A 17748-nucleotide genomic window follows, 5' to 3' on the forward strand; every position below is an offset into this window, starting at 1 on the left:
GACCGTCCGGGCCGCCGCCTGCTGCGGATCAACAGCGCCAATACCAGCGCCACCGCGCTCGCCGAGTGGCTGGCGATGGGCTGGCTGACCCCGGCGATGGACGGGCTGTTCATGGCCAGCCCCGGCGAGCGGCGGCGCTATATGGACCGGCTCGCCCTCGCGCTGTTCCCCGATCATGCGCGCATTTCCGGGCGGTTCGAGGCCGCCTTGCGCGAGCGCAACCGGATGCTCGCCGACGAACGCGGGCCGGATCGCGGCTGGCTGGTGGCGAACGAAGCGCAACTGGCCGAGGCTGGCGCAGCGCTCGCCAGCCGCCGCGCGGCCTTGGTCGAGGCTCTGGGCGAGGCGTTGAAGGACGAGCCCGATGAGCCCTTCGCCCGTCCGCTGCTGGTCTATGAGGCGGGCGGTCCGCTCGATGCGGGCGCGCTGGCCGAGGCGCTTGCTGCGGGCCGCAGCCGCGATATCGCCGCACGCCGCACGCTGACCGGCCCCCACCGCGACGATCTCGCGGTGACCATGGCGGGTAAAGGCGCTCCGGCGGCGCAGTGTTCGACCGGCGAGCAGAAGGCCATGCTGGTGGCGATCACGCTCGCCCATGCGGCGCTGGCGGCGCGCGGGCGGGCCAGTGTGCTGCTGCTCGACGAGGTGGCCGCGCATCTCGATCCGGTCCGGCGCGAGGCGCTGTTCGACCGGCTGCGCGCCAGTGGGACGCAGGTGTGGCTTACGGGGACCGAGCCAGCGCCGTTCGCGGGGATTTTGCAGGAGGCGGCCTGTTGGCGGGTCAATGGCGGGGCGGTGGAGGCTTTTTGAGGCCTCTCCCCCTTGGCCCCCGCTCATCCTGAGCCAATCCCCACACCCGTTCATCCTGAGCTTGTCGAAGGATCGTCTTTCACTTCGGGCCTCCCGCACACCCGCAAGAAAAAGCAGTCCTTCGACAAGCTCAGGACGAGCGGTTTCGCTATTTCTCAGCCGGCAAGGCCCCCACAATCGTATCCACCTGCGCCGCCACCATCGCCTTCACCCCTTGCGCGGTGGGGTGGATATGGTCGTCGAGCAACAACGACGGGTCCTCCGCCAAGGGCTGCATGAAGAACGGCACCAGCGTCGCGCCATATTTCTCCGCCAGCGCCGGATAGATCGCGTCGAACTGCTGCTGGAACTGCGGCCCGCCGTTGGGCGGCGCGCGCATTCCCATCAGCACCACCGGAATCCTGCGCGCCTGCACCTTCTCGATAATCTGCGTCAGATTGGCCCGCGTCTGATCGGGCGCAATGCCGCGCAGCAGGTCGTTGCCGCCCAGCTCCACCAACGCGAGGTCCACCCCCTCGGGCAGGTTGTCGAGCACGAAATCCAGCCGCTGCAGACCCGCCGCCGTGGTGTCGCCCGAAACGCCCGCGTCGATCACCTTCGCGTTGATCCCGCGCGCGCGCAGCACCCGCTGCAGCTCCTCGGGATAGCCCTCGTCCGTCTCGAGGTTATAACCCGCAAACAGGCTGTCCCCGAAGGCGAGGATCACCCGTTCCGGCCCCTCCACCACGGCATCTTTCGGCGCATCTGCGACAATTTGTTGCACCTGCTCACCTTGAGGCGCGGTGGATTGTTCCCCACATGCCATCAACAGAAGACATGAGGCCGCCCCCATCCCGAACTTCATCAGACGCATGATGCTCCCTTGCCGCTGCGGCACTGCGATAGCCATGCGCCATAGCTATGCCATGGAGCACCTTTGACAAGCCCTGCAACCGCTTCGCCCGTCATTGATGCCCGTGACCTGCGCCTGACGCTGGGCGACGGAGGGGCCGCCACCGAGATCCTGCGCGGGATCGACTTGCGCGTGATGCCGGGCGAGACGCTCGCGCTGCTTGGCCCCTCGGGCAGCGGCAAAAGCTCACTGATGGCTGTGCTCACCGGGCTGGAGCGCGCATCCTCCGGCGTGCTTAATGTGGCAGGGGCCGACTTCTCAAAGCTCGACGAGGATGCGCTGGCACTCGCTCGGCGCGGGCGGATCGGAATCGTGCTGCAGGCCTTCCACCTCCTCCCGACCATGACCGCGCAGGAAAACGTCGCCACCCCGATGGAGCTGGCGGGCGAGAAGACCGCGTGGGACCGCGCCGGGGCGGAACTCGCCGCTGTCGGCCTTGCGCACCGGCTTACCCATTACCCGACCCAGCTTTCGGGCGGCGAGCAGCAACGCGTCGCCATCGCCCGCGCCTTGGCCCCGCGCCCGCCGCTGCTGTTCGCCGACGAGCCGACCGGCAACCTCGACCAGTCCACCGGCGAGGCGATCATCGAGCTGCTGTTCGCCCGCCGCAAGAAGACCGGCGCGACCCTCGTCATGATCACCCACGACGAGGACCTCGCCCACCGCTGCGACCGCATCGTGCGGCTGGCCGACGGGCTGATCGTCAGCGACGAGCGGGTCGGAGCCGCCTGATGCGGCTCGGCGCGGCATGGGGCATTGCCCGGCGTGACCTGTCGGCGCGCTTTTCGGGGCTGCGCCTGCTGCTGGTGTGCCTGTTCCTCGGCGTCGGCGCGCTGGCCGCGATCGGCAGCCTGACCGGCGCGATCCGCAACCAGCTTCAGGCCGAGGGGCGCACGATCCTCGGCGGCGACCTCGAAGTCGAGGTGTGGCAGCGACTGCTCACCGACGACGAGAAAGCCTTTATCGGCCAGTACGGCACCCTGTCCGAGGGCCTGCGCCTGCAAGGCATGGCGAGCACGCCCGAGGCTGCAGCCCCGGTCGAGCTGAAGGCGGTCGACGTGAAGTGGCCGCTGGTCGGCTCGCTGGTGCTGGCGAGCGGCGAGCAGGTCGGCGCGCCGCCGCCCGATACGGCATGGCTCGCCCCCGGCGCGGCCGAGCGGCTGGGTGTAAAGATTGGCGACAGCTTCACGCTCGGCACCCGCACGGTGCGCGTGGGCGGGATCATCGCCGAAGAGCCCGACCGGCTCTCAGAGGGCTTCCAGCTTGGCCAGACGGTCATCGTGCCGCTTGACCTTCCGGAGGCGGCCGGACTGGTCGCGCCGGGCTCGATGTACCAGAGCAAGACCCGCGTCGCCTTCAATTCGGCCTACGATGGCGAGGGTGTGGAAGCGGCGATTGCGCAGAAGTTTCCGGGCCGGGGCTACGATTTCCGCACCGCCGACCGCGCCGCGCCGGGGGCCGACCGGTTCGTCTCGCGGCTGGGCGAGTTTCTGACACTGGTCGGGCTGGCGGCGCTGGTGATCGCGGGGATCGGGATCGGTCTGGGGGTAAACTCCTACCTCGAAGCGCGCCGCCGCGCGATTGCGACGCTGAAAATCCTCGGCGCGACCTCGCGCGATATCGTGACGATTTACGGCTTGCAGATCGGGGCTGCGGCGCTGGTGGGGTCCGCCGCCGGGCTGCTGGCGGGTTTCGCGGTGACCCCGCTGCTGGCGAGCGCGCTGGGCGACCTCTTGCCGGTCGAGACCGGGCTGGTGTTCGACCCGCTGGCGCTGGCGCGGGCGCTCGCTTTCGGGCTGCTGGTGGCGCTGGTCTTTGCCGCGCCGCCCTTGCTGCGGGCACGCGATTTTCCAGCCATGGCGCTGATGCGCGCGCGGGTCTCGCCGCTGGCGCGGGCGTGGAAGACCTATGCCCTGCCGGTCGGACTGGGGCTGGCGGGGATCGTCGCGCTGACCTTGATCGGCTCGCCGACCCCGCTGCAATCGGCGCTGTTCCTTGGCGGAGCCGCCGTGCTGCTGGCGCTGCTGTGGCTGCTCGGCCTCGCGATCCGCCATGCCGCTGCAAGAGCACCGCGCCCGTCCGACCCGATCCTGCGCGCGGGGCTGGCCAACCTCCACCGCCCCGGTGCGGCAACCGGCTCGCTGGTGACGGCGCTGGGCTTCGGCCTCTCCGCCTTTGTGCTGCTCGCCGCGGTGCAGACCAGTCTTGCCGGGAACATCGCCCGCTCGGTGCCCGAACGCGCGCCCGACTATTTCGTGCTCGACGTGCCCAAGGCGGGGCTCGCCCGGTTCCGCCAGACCATCGAACAGTTCGCCCCCGGCAGCGAAGTGACCGCCGTCCCCACCCTGCGCGGCGCGGTGATCGCCTATGGCCCGGAAGACAACCAGACGCGGGTCGAAGACCTGAAGGAGCTGCCCGAAGGCGCATGGGCCCTGCGCGGCGAGCGCGGCCTTACCTATTCCTCGACCCTGCCCGAGGGCAATGCGGTAACGGCGGGCAAGTTCTGGGCCGCCGACCACAAGGGCGAACCCGAGGTTTCGGTCGACGAGGAGCTGGCCAATGCCATCGGCCTCAAGATCGGCGACACCATCACCGTGTCGCTGCTGGGTGTGGAGCGCACCGCGCGCGTCACCAGTTTCCGGCGGATCGACTGGGAGAGCCTCGGCTTCAACAACGTCTTCGTATTCTCGCCCAATGCACTGGAGGATGCCCCGCACAACTTCGCCGCCACCATCGACTTGCCCGAAGGCAAAAGCGGCAGCGGCCTGCTCCGTCTTCTGATCGACGCCTTTCCCAGCGCCAGCGTGATCGAAGTCGGCCCGATCCTGACCGAGGCGCGCGCGATTCTCGATCAGGTCGCGCTGGCCATTCTCGCCGCTGCGGCAGTGGCGGTGCTGGCGGGGCTTGCAGTGCTGCTCGGCGCCATCGCCGCCGCCCGCGCCGCGCGGACTTATGACACCGTGGTGCTGCGCGTGCTCGGGGCCAGCCGACGCCAGTTGCTCGGGCTGCTGCTGGCCGAGTTCGGCCTGCTGGCTGCGGTGCTGGCGGGCGTTGCGCTGGCGCTGGGAACGGGGCTCGCCTGGCTCGTCATCACGCAGATGTTCGACTTCGACTGGCTGCCCGACTGGCCGCGCATCATCATGGTGCTGGGCGCAGGGCTGGTGCTGGTGCTCGGCTTTGCCAGCGGCGCCTCGCTGCCGCTGCTGCGCGCACGGCCCGCCCAGAGCCTGCGCACGCTTTGACGGAGCGGCAGGGTAGCCTTTCAGCTCGCCCCGCCGCTCCGCAAGCCGGATCAGTTGAACACGTCCACGCTGCCCGGATTCTTCGGATCGGGACCGAAACGATTGGCCCCCTGCGTTCCGGGCAGAACCAGAATCACGAGGAAAGCAATCGACGCGATCACACCGATAAACGGGATCATCGACAGCACCGTGAACCCCAGATACCACCAGCCCGACATGTCATGATCGTGCAGCCGCCGCACCGTCACGGCGATGGATGGGATAAACACCGCCAGCGCCCATACGAGAAGAAGCGTGCCGACGCCCGAGAACATCGCCGAGTAAACGGCGAGGATATTGTCCGGATCGGCGGTAACAAACCCGGAAAATCCCGATGTTACGCCAATCAGGGCAAAGACAACGGCATAGACGATCATGTTCAACAGGGCGAACATCCAGAATTCCTTGCGCCGTGAGCGCCCCGAGAATTGCGCATATTTGCGCAGCGGCATTATCATCCAGTCCATACCAATTCCTCTTTGGCATTGTTTCCATGAAGGCCCGCACATGGACTATTTGCGCGCAACAGAAAAGGGGCCACCAGCCGGTAGCCCCTTCCCCCCTTTCCGCGTGATGGGAGCGGTCAGAACTTGTAGCGAACCGTGCCGCCATAGGTGCGCGGCTGGTTCGGATAGGCCGAGATCGAACCGGGCTGTGCCGGGCTGTCGAACAGCGACTGGAAATAGCGGTCGTCGAGCAGGTTGCGTCCCCACACCGACAGCTCCAGCCCCGAATTCTCCAGCACGAAGGTGAGCGACGCCGAGAGGTCGTCGACCTGGCGGTGGAACGGTTCCGCCGCCGCCAGCGCCTGCGCGGTGCCGCCATCGGGCAGCGTCGGATCGAGGAAGCCGGGCAGACCCTCGACGATCTTCACGTCGCTCTCATAGTGGTAGGTGGTGCGCAGGATCAGTGTGTTGTCGCCAATCGGCTGAGCCCACTGGCCGCCGACCACCACGGTCCATTCAGGGATGCCCGCCGGAGTGGTCCCCGTGATGTCGCCGAAGGGCGACTGCGGGAAGCTCTCGTAGCTCGGGTCAAGCCAGGTCACCGCGAAGTTCAGCGTCAGCGGGTCGATCGGGTTGGCCGTGCTGTCGAACTCGACACCGTAGGTGCGCTGCTTGCCCGCATTGGCAAGGAAGAAGCCCGTCCCGGTAAACACGTTCGACTGGAAGCCGTTGATGTCCTGCCGGAACCCGGTGAGGTTCGCCGAGTAGCGGCCCCAGTTGCCCTTCAGCCCAAGCTCGATGACTTCGGACTTTTCCGGGCCGGCAAAGCGGCTGCCGAAGGTCTGGTTGTTGTAAAGCAGGCCCGCCTGCGCCAGCGCCGCCGCATCGCCCGGAGCCGGACGGCTGTCGCGCGACAAGGCGAAGGAGCTGGCCTTGAACCCGGTCGCATAGCTCGCATAGACGTTGAGGTCGGGCGAGATATCGTAGGCGAGGCGCACGGTGTACGAGAAATTGTCGTCGTTGGTCTTGCCGCTTTCCACGCTGTTGGGAATGTTCACGAAGCGCGGGAAGTTCTGCAAGGCCTGCGCCTGCAACAGCGGGTTCACCGCCGGGTTGGTGTCGTTGGCATCGGCAAAGGCCTGAACACCCGCCTGAATGGTCGGGAAGGCAGCGGCCCCGGCAGCGCCCGCCGGGCTGGTGCCCGAGGCGAAGGCCTGAATCTCCGCCTGCGTGGCGGGCCTGCCCAGCTGCAACGCCGTGCCGACCTGTGTGGCCACGCCCTGCGCCGCGATGGCCCGGTTGCCCAACAACACCAGATCAAGGTTCGAGAAGGTGCCGACAGACTGATAGTCGGTGCGGCCGGTCTTGTCGTCCATGGTGTAGTTGCCGCCAAGCGTCAGCGTCAGCCCGTCGACCACCTCGAAATCGAGCTGGGCGAAGATCGACAGCGCCTGGTTATCGAGCGTGAAGCTGCCCGATTCGACCGTGCCCGGAGCAAAGAAGGTGCCCACGAACTCGGCCGGATTGCCCGAATTGAGCTGGCCCAGCAGACCTTCGGCCTGCGTCAGCGACTGGCCGAGAAGCTGGTTGGTCAGCACGTTGGCGAAGGGGCGGAAGTCCTGCCCATAGGCGACCCGCTGGTTCTCCTTCACCGATTCGTCGAAGTAGAACATCCCGACCAGACCCGAGAGACGATCCCAGTCGCCGGTCAGGCGCACTTCCTGCGTGAAGGTGTTGAACTCCTGATCGTTGTAGCGCTGCAACAGGTCGGCCGAGGTAAAGTCGACGTCCTGCACGAATTTGCCGCGCGTCTCGCGATAGGCGGTGATCGAGGTGAAGGTCAGGTTGTCGTTGAGATCGTAGTCGAGCTGGCCCGAGATGCCGCGGTTGGTCACATCGTTGGTCGAGGCGAAGTTGTTGTAGACCTTGTCGTCGAAGGCCGCCGCCGGGGTGTTGACCTGCCCGCCGATCAGCCGGATCGCCTGCGTATAGCTCGACGGCTGCACATTCACGACCGCGCAGCAGTTTTCATCGAGGTTCGAATAGTCGGCGATCAGGCGGAACTTCACGTTCTCGCCGTTGTCATAGAGCGCCTGCCCGCGCACGAACCAGCGATCGCGGTCGTTGGTGCTGGAGCCGGTGCCCAGATCGTCGATATAACCGTCGCGCTTGTTCACGCCCGCCGCAATCGAGAAGGCGATGTTGTCGCTGATCGGGCCGGTCAGGTAGCCCTTGCCGACCACGGCATTGAAGTTGCCGTAGGAGAATTCGAGATTGCCGCCCGGCGTAAAGCTCGGCTCGGCAGTGACGATCGAGATGATGCCGGCCGAGGCGTTCTTCCCGAACAGCGTCGACTGCGGCCCGCGCAGCACTTCGATGCGGCTGACGTTGGGAAGATCGTTGATCTGCGAGGCCGAGCGGCTGCGATAGACGCCGTCGACAAACACACCGACCGAAGGCTCGATCCCGGCGTTGTTCGCGCCGTTGCCGAAGCCGCGGATGATGAAATTGGTGTTGGCCGAGCTTTGCAGCTGGCTCACCCGCAGCGACGGGACGATCGCCTGCAAGTCCTTGAGGTCGCGAATCTGCTCACGCTCCAGCACCTCGCCGGTGGTGACGGTGACCGCCACCGGCACTTCCTGCAAGGTCTGCTCACGCTTGGTGGCGGTGACGACGATGGCATTGCCCGAGGCAATATCGCTGGCGGTGCTGGTGGATTGCGCCTGAGCAAGCGCCGGAACGCACAGCGCAAGGCCCGAAGCCCCGCACAGTACCAGACGCGAGATACCCGAACGGCCGACAAACTTGGTGGTCATATATCTTCCATCCTCTCCTGCCGGGGATCGCGCCTGTTGTTGCGCGTACCGCCGGGCGACCGAATATTACCGATCACAATAACTTTGAAACAGAGCCTTCACAATTGACCTTGTGACAGACGCCAAGTGATTGAATGGACACCTGTTGCGCGCCAGCCACAGTTTAGGTCATGCAGTTAACCTATACGTTAGGCGACAGTGGGTCAATGCACGACTTGCAGGCGGCGGCCCTATCGTCTACGGGCGCTCAACTCTTCGCAGGCGCAGCACGGATTGCGTCCGTCAACCCGGGAAAAACTCGTCAATGTCCTCCGCGCTTCGCAACATCGCGATCATCGCACACGTCGATCATGGCAAGACCACGCTCGTCGACCAGCTGTTCCGCCAATCCGGCACCTTCCGCGACAACCAGCGCGTCGAAGAACGCGCCATGGATAGCAACGACCTCGAAAAGGAACGCGGGATCACCATTCTCGCCAAGCCGACTTCGGTGGTCTGGAACGATCTGCGCATCAACATCGTCGACACCCCCGGCCACGCCGACTTCGGCGCCGAGGTGGAACGCATCCTCAGCATGGTCGATGGCGTGATCCTGCTGGTCGACAGCTCGGAAGGCGCGATGCCGCAGACCAAGTTCGTCACCGGCAAGGCGCTCGGCCTCGGCCTCAAGCCGATCGTGGTCGTGAACAAGATCGACCGCCCCGATGGCCGCCACTCCGAAGTGCTCGACGAGGTGTTCGACCTGTTCGTGGCGCTCGAAGCCAATGACGAGCAGCTCGAATTCCCCGTGCTCTATGCCTCGGGCCGCAACGGCTATGCCAGCACCGATCCGGATGCGCGCGAAGGCACGCTCGAACCGCTGTTCGAACTGATTCGCGACCACGTCCCGGCCCCGGGCCTCGACGAGAACGCCGAGTTCGCGATGCTGGCAACCCTGCTCGACCGCGACAACTTCCTCGGCCGCATCCTCACCGGGCGCATCGAGAGCGGCACACTCGAAGTGGGCATGCCGATCAAGGCGCTCGATGTGAACGGCAACCAGGTCGAAGCGGGCCGCGCCACCAAGGTCTTCGCCTATGACGGCCTTGAGCGCGTACCGGTCGACAGCGCCAAGGCGGGCGACATCGTCGCCATCGCCGGCCTCACCGTGGCGACCGTGTCCAACACGCTGTGCGCGCCCGAAGTGTCCGCACCGATCGCCGCCTCCGAGATCGACCCGCCGACCCTGTCGATGACCTTCTCGGTCAACGACAGCCCCTATGCCGGGCGCGAAGGCGACAAGGTGCAGAGCCGCGTGATTCGCGACCGTCTGGAGCGCGAGGCCGAAACCAACGTCGCCATCCGCATCACCGAGAGCGCCGAACGCGACGCTTTCGAAGTGGCGGGCCGCGGCGAATTGCAGCTCGGCGTGCTGATCGAGAACATGCGCCGCGAAGGCTTCGAGCTGTCGATCAGCCGTCCGCGCGTGCTGTTCCGCGATGGCCCCGATGGCCGCGAAGAGCCGTATGAAACGGTCGTGGTCGACGTGGACGACGAATTCTCGGGCACCGTCGTCGAGAAGATGGCGCAGCGCAAGGCCGAGATGACCGACATGCGCCCGAGCGGCGGCGGCAAGACCCGCATCATCTTCTCGGCTCCGTCGCGCGGCCTGATCGGCTACCACGGCGAATTCCTGAGCGATACGCGCGGCACCGGCATCATGAACCGCCTGTTCGAGAAGTATGGCCCCTACAAGGGTAAGATCGAAGGCCGTCTCAACGGTGTGCTGATCTCGATGGAACAGGGCGATGCGCAGGCCTATGCGCTCAACACCATCGAAGAGCGCGGCGTGCTGTTCGTGAAGCCGGGCGAGAAGCTCTACGAAGGCATGATCATCGGCGAGAACGCCAAGCCGCAGGATCTTGAGGTCAACCCGCTCAAGTCGAAGCAGCTGACCAACTTCCGCGCCAGCGGCAAGGACGACGGCATCCGCCTGACCCCGCCCCGCCGGATGACGCTGGAACAGGCCATCGCCTACATCCAGAACGACGAACTGGTCGAAGTGACCCCGCAGTCGATCCGTCTGCGCAAGCGCTACCTCGACCCGCACGAGCGCAAGCGGCACTCGCGCAAGAACGAAGACTGATTGTTAGCTTGTAGGTCATAGCCCTTCCCCTTGGGGAAGGGTTGGGATGGGGGGGGGCCGAGCTCACGCAGCGAGCGTCGAGCCCCCACCCCCACCCCCTCCCCGTGGGGAGGGGAGTGAAAGGGGGACGAACGGATGCCCCTCTTTCCGCAACCTCTCGCCATATCCGTCCGGCTCGCGTAAGGCGGCCCGCAATGCCAGATACCCGACCCGATCTTGCCGGCCTGCGCGTTGCGATGTTCAGCGGCAACTATAACTACGTGCGCGATGGCGCCAACAAGGCGCAGAACCGCCTCGTGGGCACGCTGATGGAGCATGGCGCGGATATGCGCGTCTACTCGCCCACCATTCCCAACCCGCCGTTCCCGCCGACCGGGCCGCTGGTCTCGATCCCCAGCTTCGCCATCCCCGGTCGCAGCGAATACCGCATTCCCACCGGGCTCTCAGCGAAGGTGCGCGCTGATCTGGAGAAGTTCGATCCGCAAGTGATCCACATCTCCAGCCCCGACCGCGCCGCGCGGCAGGCCGTGGCCTGGGGCCGCAGGCACGGCAAGCCGGTCGTCTGCACGATCCACACCCGGTTCGAGACCTACCCGCGCTATTACGGCTTCGGTTTTGCCGAGGGGCTGGTCGAGGCGTGGCTGCGCAAACTCTATCGCCGCTGTGACATCCTGCTCTGCCCCAGCCCGACGATGATCGGCGTGCTCAAGGAGCAGGGCATGAACGACCGGGTGGAAGTATGGTCACGCGGCGTCGAGAAGCAGATATTCAACCCCGGTGCGCGCGATCTGGCATGGCGGCGCTCTATCGGCCTTGCCGATGAGCCGCCGGTGATCGGCTTCCTTGGCCGTCTGGTGCTCGAAAAGGGGCTCGACGTGTTTGCCGAAACGCTGGCCGAGCTGCGCCAGCGCGGCGTGCCGCATCAGGTGATGGTGGTGGGCGAAGGCCCGGCGAAGAGCTGGTTTGCCGAGCACACCCCCGGCGCCGCCTTTGCCGGGTTCCTCGCGGGCGAAGACTTGGGCCGCGCGGTTGCCAGCATGGACATGCTGTTCAACCCCAGCGTCACCGAGACCTTCGGCAATGTCACGCTCGAAGCGATGGCCTCGGGCGTGCCGGTGGTGGCCGCCAAGGCGACTGGCTCCAGCGGACTGGTGGCAGATGGCCGCACCGGACGGCTGGTCGATCCGACCGACATCGCCGGTTTTGCCGACGCGCTGGCCGCCTATTGCGAAGATCCGGCGCTCGGCAAGGCGCACGGGGCCGCCGCAGCCGAGGCCGCCAAGGCCTACGACTGGGAAACGATCAACCTCGCGGTCGGCGCGATCTACCGGCAATTGCTGGCAGAGCGCGCCGCCGCCTGAGGCTCAGAGCTTCTCGATCTTGCGCGCGAGTTCGTCGATCAGGTCGACGATCTGCTCCTTGTTCTCGGAATTGAACCGGCCCGCCGCTGCACGGTTGGTGAGCACGCTGGCAAGGTTGCCAAGCGCGCGCATCATGTCGGAGGACTTGGCCGCCCGAGCCCGCTCGCCGCGCTTGCCGAGCCGTTCGAGCAATGCCTCGATCTCCTCGGCGTTTTCCGCGAGTTCGGCGTGGCCCGCCTCGGTCGCCTCGAACACCTTGCGCGCGTCCTCGCTCGGTTGCGCGGCGATCAGGCCCTCGTCGGCGAGCATGGCCAGCGTCGGGTAGATCACGCCGGGGCTCGGGGTATAGGCGCCGTCGGTGGCCTCATCCATCGCGCGGATGCAGTCGTAGCCGTGGCGCGGCTCCTCCGCGATCAGTGCCAGCAGCACCAGCCGCAGCTCGCCGGGAGCGAACATCTTGCGCCTGCGCGGGCCGCCATGATCGCGTCCGCGATGCTCGCCCTTGCCGCCACCGAGGTTGATGTTGATGCCGCCGCGCCGGCCCGCCTGACCGAGCAGTCCGCCGGGTCCGAACAGGCCCTGCGGCCCGAAGATGCCGTCCGGCCCGAGCACGCCTTCGATGCCGAAAGAGTCCCCACCTCGGCCATGCCGCCGGGGCCTGCCTCCACGCCCGGCGAAGTCGTCGCCTTCGCCATATTCGTCGTCGCGGTCATCGTCACGGTTACGATTGTCGTTGGTCATTGGTCTATCCTGAAAAAGCATCCCACGATATAGAAAGATATATCTTAGGGGATCGCTTTCAAGAGCCGGGATGCAATTGTCTGCGCCATCGCTACATAGCGGAAGCGATGAGCGACCTGTTTCAAGACGACCCCACCCCCGCCCCGGCCTCAACGCCCGACGATCAGGCCCCGCTGGCCGAACGCCTGCGCCCGCGCGCGCTCGATGAAGTGATCGGGCAGGAGCACCTGACCGGCCCCGAGGGCGCGATCGGACGCATGGTGGCGGCAGGAAAGCTCTCCAGCATGGTGCTGTGGGGGCCGCCCGGCACGGGCAAGACCTCCATTGCCCGTCTGCTCGCCGCCAGCGTGGGCATGCGCTATGAGGCGGTGAGCGCGGTCTTTTCGGGCGTCGCGGACCTGAAGAAAGCCTTCGAGGCGGCGCGAAAAATGAAGGACGCCAGCGGCCAGCGCACCTTGCTGTTCGTGGACGAAATCCACCGCTTCAACCGCGCGCAGCAGGACGGCTTTCTCCCCTTCGTCGAAAGCGGGGTGGTGACGCTGGTCGGCGCGACGACAGAGAACCCCAGTTTCGAACTCAACGCCGCGCTCCTGAGCCGCGCGCAGGTGCTGATCCTGCACCGGCTCGATGCGGCGGCGCTGGCGCGATTGCTCGAAAAGGCCGAGGAGCTGGAAGGCCCCCTCCCCCTCACCGCCGAGGCACGCGAGGCGCTGGTCGCCAGCGCCGATGGCGACGGGCGCTTCCTGCTCAATCAGGCCGAAACGCTCTACGCCGCGAAGATCACCGCGCCGCTTGGCCCGGGCGAACTGGGCCAGTTCCTGCAACGCCGCGTGGCGGTCTACGACAAGGACCGCGAGGGGCACTACAACCTCATCTCCGCGCTGCACAAGGCGGTGCGCGGGTCCGATCCGCAGGCGGCGCTTTACTATCTGGCGCGGATGCTGGTGGCGGGCGAAGAGCCGCTGTTCCTCGCCCGCAGGCTGGTGCGCATGGCGGTGGAAGACATCGGCATGGCCGACCCCGCCGCGCTGACCCAGTGCGTGGCGGCGAAGGAGACCTACCAGTTCCTCGGCAGCCCCGAAGGCGAGCTGGCCCTGGCGCAGGCCTGCATCTATCTCGCCACCGCGCCCAAGTCGAACGCGGCCTACAAGGCCTATAAGGCGGCCTCGCGCTCCGCCCGCGAGACGGGCAGCCTGATGCCGCCGATGAACATCGTCAACGCACCGACCAAGCTGATGAAAGAGGTCGGCTACGGCGCGGGCTACACCTACGATCACGATGCCGAAGACGGGTTTTCGGGCGACAACTACTGGCCCGACGAGATGACCCCGCAGACCTTTTACGAACCGGTCGAGCGCGGGTTCGAGCGCGAGGTGCGCAAGCGGCTCGACTACTGGCAGCGGCTGCGCGAGGAGCGTTCGTGACGCACCTCAGGACAAGCTGAAAATGAGTACCCCCGTTCGTCCTGAGGAGGCCGAAGCCGCAGGCAGAGGCCGTCTCGAAGGACGCTTCCGCCACTTCGTCGCCATCGACTGGTCGGGCGCGAAGGGGGAGCGGCACAGCTCGATTGCGGTGGCCTCATGCGGGCTCGGTGATGCAGCGCCAGTGCTCAACGCGCCGCCAGTCGGGGGCTGGTCACGCCGCGACGTGCTGGACCTGCTCAGGCACGGCCTGCCCGAGGCGACGCTGGTCGGCCTCGATCTGGGCACCTCGCTCGCCTTTGCCGATTGCGGGGCGTTCTTCCCCGGCTGGGCCGAGACCCCGCCCGATGCCAAGGCGCTGTGGCGACTGGTCGAACACTATTGCCGCAAGGACGAGCACCTCGCCGCCTCCAGCTTCGTCGCCCACCCTCAGTTGCGCGAGTATTTCCACCACGGCGCAAAGATGGGCGCGCACTACCGCTGCGACGGCGCCGAACACCGCAACGGCCGTCTGCGGGTGACCGAACATGCCCAGCGCGCGATGGGCTGCCGTCCGCACAGCAATTTCAAGCTGGTGGGCAGCGGACAGGTCGGCAAAGCCTCGCTGACGGGGATGCGGGTGTTGCACGGACTTGGCGGCACGCTGCCGGTCTGGCCGTTCGACGCCGATCCCGGTGAGGGTTCGCTGCTGGTGGAGATGTACACCGCGATCCCCGCGCTGGCGGTGGGGCGCAAGGCCTCGGCCACCAAGATCCGCAGCTATGAGGACTTGAACCAAGCGCTGGCTCACCCCGAGGTCGGCTCTGCGCCGGTGGCAGGCTGCGGACCGATCAGCGACCACCAATCGGATGCCCTGCTCACCGCCGCATGGCTGCGCCGCGCGGCCTTGCGCGAGCACTTGTGGCACCCTGTGGGTCTTACGGAGGAAATTGCGCGCACCGAGGGCTGGACCTTTGGCGCCGGCTAGGGCAAAGGGCCGCGCCTGACTTGCCCAAATGCCCTCAAGCAGCGAAGCGGTAGGGCAGACAATAAGGTACGCCGGCTTAGCTCAGTTGGTAGAGCAGTTGATTTGTAATCTCCAGGTCGCGGGTTCGACTCCTGCAGCCGGCACCATTTCCCAGTCTTCTGGGGTCTTCTGGCAAGCACCAACACCTTGCCAAACCGCCATTTTCTAACAATACGAGCGTCTACCGCCGTGCATTGGCGTGCCCATGCAGCGCCTCGCCTCTGGGGGCATTGTCAGGGCACCAGAATTCCGAGTTGGGGGCACCGAATGCTGACCGTCACCGAATGCAAGAACGCGAAACCGAGCGAGCGCCCGGTCAAGCTATTCGACGATGGCGGTCTCCATCTGCTCGTCTTGCCCTCCGGTGTGAAGAGCTGGCGTCTCCCGGCCCGAGCTCAGAACCATTGCTTGAGGAAGTGCGCGACGCCAACCGAAAGCTCCTCATCTCGAATGTAGAGAAGATCGCCCGCTTGGCGGTTGCCTCGGGCCTTCTCGATTTTGAGGTTCTTACGCAAAATGCACTCCCTGGGGTTCTGAGCAGGGCTGGACTGTGGTCCACGGGAATGAAGCCCACTCTCGATCTTGGACAGCTCGGTCTCGACGAGAACGATCTCCAAGAGCGAAGGGAGAAGGAGGAAAAGGATCGCCTGGAAATCCAGAAGCAGAAGCGGCCGGTGACGTTCGGAACCACCGACGTCGATGGTGGACTGGAGGGAAGGTTCCAACTGGTAGCGCAGGCGCTTGATGCCGCCTTCGAATCGAAGGAATTTCAGAAGAGATCGGGCGAAGCGAACCTCCCGCCGCTGGCTTCTGGCGTTGGTGGGGGCGGCGGAAACCAAAGGGGGCGGAAGCGGACCAAGGATCCCGAATACAGTTCCGAACAGCAGCGCGCCCTTCTCGGCTTCGCGGGCGAACTTGCGGCCTACCGCCACCTCAAGAAGACGCTGCGAACCTTAGCGATCCAAGGAACAGGAACGCGCGAAAACGACCGGTCCCAGACCACTAATCGCGACTATCCGATGGAAACTAACGTCTACTCTCAAGAACAACGACGAGCCCGACAGTCGACGGGAGTCAGGCCGCATAGTTGACCAAAACCTAGCCTCGGCAAGCGCTCTGTTGAACCTGCTCTTACTCCTTAACTTGACAATATCATGAGCCAACTGCACTTGCTAATGGATGCGTCCTCATACACGATGATCACGTCTAATGCAGGGGTGATAGATGGACGACTTCGCTACAGAGCCGAGCGCTGAGCCGCTCGAATATACTCTTTACGTGCCAACGAATGGCTTCATTTCTGCTGGCGTTGTGGCATCTTTCCTAAGCGCGATTGAGAGAGCCATCCAACAGCCAGAGGCCTATGGACCGGAAGCGCGAGTTGAGTTGGTACGATTTGAGCAATCTAGTCTAACACTACTTTGGCAGATTTTCTGGTGTCGGGTCAGATATGCAGCGACCGCAGTGCGGGCATGGCCGATCCGGTGGCTTGGAGAAGCGGTCAATGATGGCCTGTCTGATCGCTGGTAAGCTCGGCTGTGGAGGCGGACCGGCAGTCCTTTTTTTCCCCCTTGGCCTGCTTGAGGCGCTGGGTCTGCAAGAAGGCCAGGGCGATCATGGACATCAGCGCGTGTCGGTGCAGCCCCTTCCATGATCTACCCTCGAAGTGATCGAGGCCGAGTTCTTCCTTGAGTTGCTGATGCCCCTGCTCACAGACCCAGCGGGCCTTGATGGCGCCGGCAAGCTGCCTGATTGGCGTGCTGGCAGGCAGGTTGGAGAGGTAGTATTTGCGCTCGCCAGTCGAGCGATGCTCCCCGACCAACCACACCTCCTCGCCGGGCAGATGTTGCGCACCCATGTCCCGGATGCGCTGGGGCGGACCATCGGCGACACGCACGCGAACGGCAGCGAACCGCGCCGAGAGTGGCCCTTTGGTCCCGCGCCGCCAACTCACCTTGCGCCACCTTGCCATCTCCAGCATTGCCTTGGCGGATATCGATTTTGCGTCGGGGATGGCGTTCTTGCGAGGGCGACCTCTTCCAGCGATCGGGAAGATCATCCCAACATCGGCGGGGTAGACCTTCTGTCTGAAAGGTATGCCCACCGCCCATGCAAGCCCGCGCTCACTCAGCCCCTGTCGGAACGGTGCGGACATGCCATAGCCCGCATCCGCCAGGACACAGCCGAAACGAACACCCGCAGCGCCGACCCGATCGATCTCAGCGAGCGCGATCTCGGGCTTGGTCCTGTAGGGGCAGCAATCGAGAGGAACTCCAGTCCGTTCCAGGCGGGCCACGTCTCCGGTCCAGCTCTCGGGCAGGAACAGGCGCAGGCCGACCATGATGGGGACTTCGCCAGATGCCAGCGTCACCGACACCAGCGTCTGGCAGTTGGCATTCTTGCCCAGTGCCGACGCATATTGCGGCGCCACGCCGACGGAATGGCGCCCCTTCTTGGGCAGCGCCGTGTCGTCGATGATCAGCCAGGCCTTCTCGCCGCCTACCTGCCGGTCGGCCTCGGCGAGCAGAGCTGCCTCCAGCGGTGCTTCGTCCCACACGCCGCTGGCGATGAAATGATGCAGCCGATCGTAGCTGACATCATCTGTCCGGGCGGCCATCGGCTGTATGCTTTTGCGATCCCCCGGGCCGATCAGTCCCGCGATATACGCCGGACACATCCGGCCACGCGTCTTGTGTCGCAACGCCGCTACAAACGGTGCCAACCACTCGTCCAGTTCGCCACGCCAATCCGTATCCATCGCCAGCCCCTTCGAAAAGCTGGCTCCCTATGAATCACTGGAATCCCACCTTGGGAATCCCAAAAATCAGATTTCTGCCAAAGTAGTGCTA

Annotated in this window: 14 protein-coding genes and 1 tRNA gene; 9 read left to right on the forward strand and 6 right to left on the reverse strand. The window is 65.6% G+C overall.

Translation table 11 applies throughout. From position 1 onward, the window contains the following. A partial coding sequence (locus D2V17_RS21325; protein ID WP_119592735.1) for a DNA replication/repair protein RecF occupies positions 1 to 810 on the forward strand: 810 nt, incomplete at its 5' end. Between the two features lie 148 nt (positions 811 to 958). Here D2V17_RS21325 and D2V17_RS09450 read toward each other — a convergent pair. After that, the gene (locus D2V17_RS09450) at positions 959 to 1573 is read right to left on the reverse strand and encodes an arylesterase (RefSeq protein ID WP_245978647.1); all 615 of its coding nucleotides are present in this window, start codon (positions 1571 to 1573) and stop codon (positions 959 to 961) included. Between the two features lie 153 nt (positions 1574 to 1726). Here D2V17_RS09450 and D2V17_RS09455 point away from each other — a divergent pair, with 153 nt between their 5' ends. Then, positions 1727 to 2434: an ABC transporter ATP-binding protein gene (locus D2V17_RS09455; protein WP_119592737.1), complete on the forward strand. Its 708-nt coding sequence runs from the start codon at positions 1727 to 1729 to the stop codon at positions 2432 to 2434. Further along, entirely contained in the window at positions 2434 to 4944 is a 2511-nt protein-coding gene (locus D2V17_RS09460; protein ID WP_119592738.1) for an ABC transporter permease, read from the forward strand. Before D2V17_RS09455 ends, D2V17_RS09460 begins: the two co-directional genes overlap by 1 nt. A gap of 50 nt (positions 4945 to 4994) precedes the next feature. Here D2V17_RS09460 and D2V17_RS09465 read toward each other — a convergent pair whose 3' ends face one another. Together D2V17_RS09465 and D2V17_RS09470 are read right to left on the reverse strand one after the other, a co-directional pair. Beyond that, on the reverse strand, positions 4995 to 5435 hold the full coding sequence (locus D2V17_RS09465; RefSeq protein WP_245978648.1) for a DUF805 domain-containing protein: 441 nt from the start codon (positions 5433 to 5435) through the stop codon (positions 4995 to 4997). Between the two features lie 131 nt (positions 5436 to 5566). Continuing rightward, on the reverse strand, positions 5567 to 8245 hold the full coding sequence (locus D2V17_RS09470; RefSeq protein ID WP_119592740.1) for a TonB-dependent receptor: 2679 nt from the start codon (positions 8243 to 8245) through the stop codon (positions 5567 to 5569). A gap of 304 nt (positions 8246 to 8549) precedes the next feature. Here D2V17_RS09470 and typA point away from each other — a divergent pair, with 304 nt between their 5' ends. Further along, on the forward strand, positions 8550 to 10370 hold the full coding sequence (gene typA / locus D2V17_RS09475) for a translational GTPase TypA (protein WP_119592741.1): 1821 nt from the start codon (positions 8550 to 8552) through the stop codon (positions 10368 to 10370). A gap of 194 nt (positions 10371 to 10564) precedes the next feature. Next, on the forward strand, positions 10565 to 11731 hold the full coding sequence (locus D2V17_RS09480) for a glycosyltransferase family 4 protein (protein WP_119592742.1): 1167 nt from the start codon (positions 10565 to 10567) through the stop codon (positions 11729 to 11731). A gap of 3 nt (positions 11732 to 11734) precedes the next feature. On the opposite strand, the gene D2V17_RS09485 is transcribed toward D2V17_RS09480, so the two are convergent. Next, entirely contained in the window at positions 11735 to 12472 is a 738-nt protein-coding gene (locus D2V17_RS09485; protein ID WP_119592743.1) for a PadR family transcriptional regulator, read from the reverse strand. Positions 12473 to 12579: 107 nt separating this feature from the next. Between D2V17_RS09485 and D2V17_RS09490 the strand changes: the two genes are divergently transcribed. The 4 genes from D2V17_RS09490 (at position 12580) to D2V17_RS21960 (ending at position 15355) form a co-directional block, all read left to right on the forward strand. Next, positions 12580 to 13896, forward strand: a complete 1317-nt coding sequence (locus tag D2V17_RS09490) for a replication-associated recombination protein A (protein WP_119592744.1) — start codon at positions 12580 to 12582, stop codon at positions 13894 to 13896. A 22-nt stretch (positions 13897 to 13918) separates the two neighbouring features. Next, on the forward strand, positions 13919 to 14860 hold the full coding sequence (locus D2V17_RS09495) for a hypothetical protein (protein WP_119592745.1): 942 nt from the start codon (positions 13919 to 13921) through the stop codon (positions 14858 to 14860). A gap of 70 nt (positions 14861 to 14930) precedes the next feature. Further along, positions 14931 to 15006: transfer RNA gene (locus D2V17_RS09500), tRNA-Thr, on the forward strand. Between the two features lie 160 nt (positions 15007 to 15166). Next, complete coding sequence (locus D2V17_RS21960; protein ID WP_342767837.1) at positions 15167 to 15355, forward strand: Arm DNA-binding domain-containing protein; 189 nt, start codon at positions 15167 to 15169, stop codon at positions 15353 to 15355. Here D2V17_RS21960 and D2V17_RS20950 read toward each other — a convergent pair. Together D2V17_RS20950 and D2V17_RS09510 are read right to left on the reverse strand one after the other, a co-directional pair. Beyond that, complete coding sequence (locus tag D2V17_RS20950; protein ID WP_147367321.1) at positions 15295 to 15831, reverse strand: hypothetical protein; 537 nt, start codon at positions 15829 to 15831, stop codon at positions 15295 to 15297. The genes D2V17_RS21960 and D2V17_RS20950 overlap by 61 nt on opposite strands. Before the next feature lie 569 nt (positions 15832 to 16400). Then, positions 16401 to 17657, reverse strand: coding sequence for an IS701 family transposase (locus D2V17_RS09510; RefSeq protein WP_119592595.1), 1257 nt, complete (start codon positions 17655 to 17657; stop codon positions 16401 to 16403). Positions 17658 to 17748: the final 91 nt, after the last annotated feature.

The sequence above is a fragment of the Aurantiacibacter xanthus genome (assembly GCF_003584015.1).
GTDB classification, from domain to species: Bacteria; Pseudomonadota; Alphaproteobacteria; order Sphingomonadales; family Sphingomonadaceae; genus Alteraurantiacibacter; species Alteraurantiacibacter xanthus.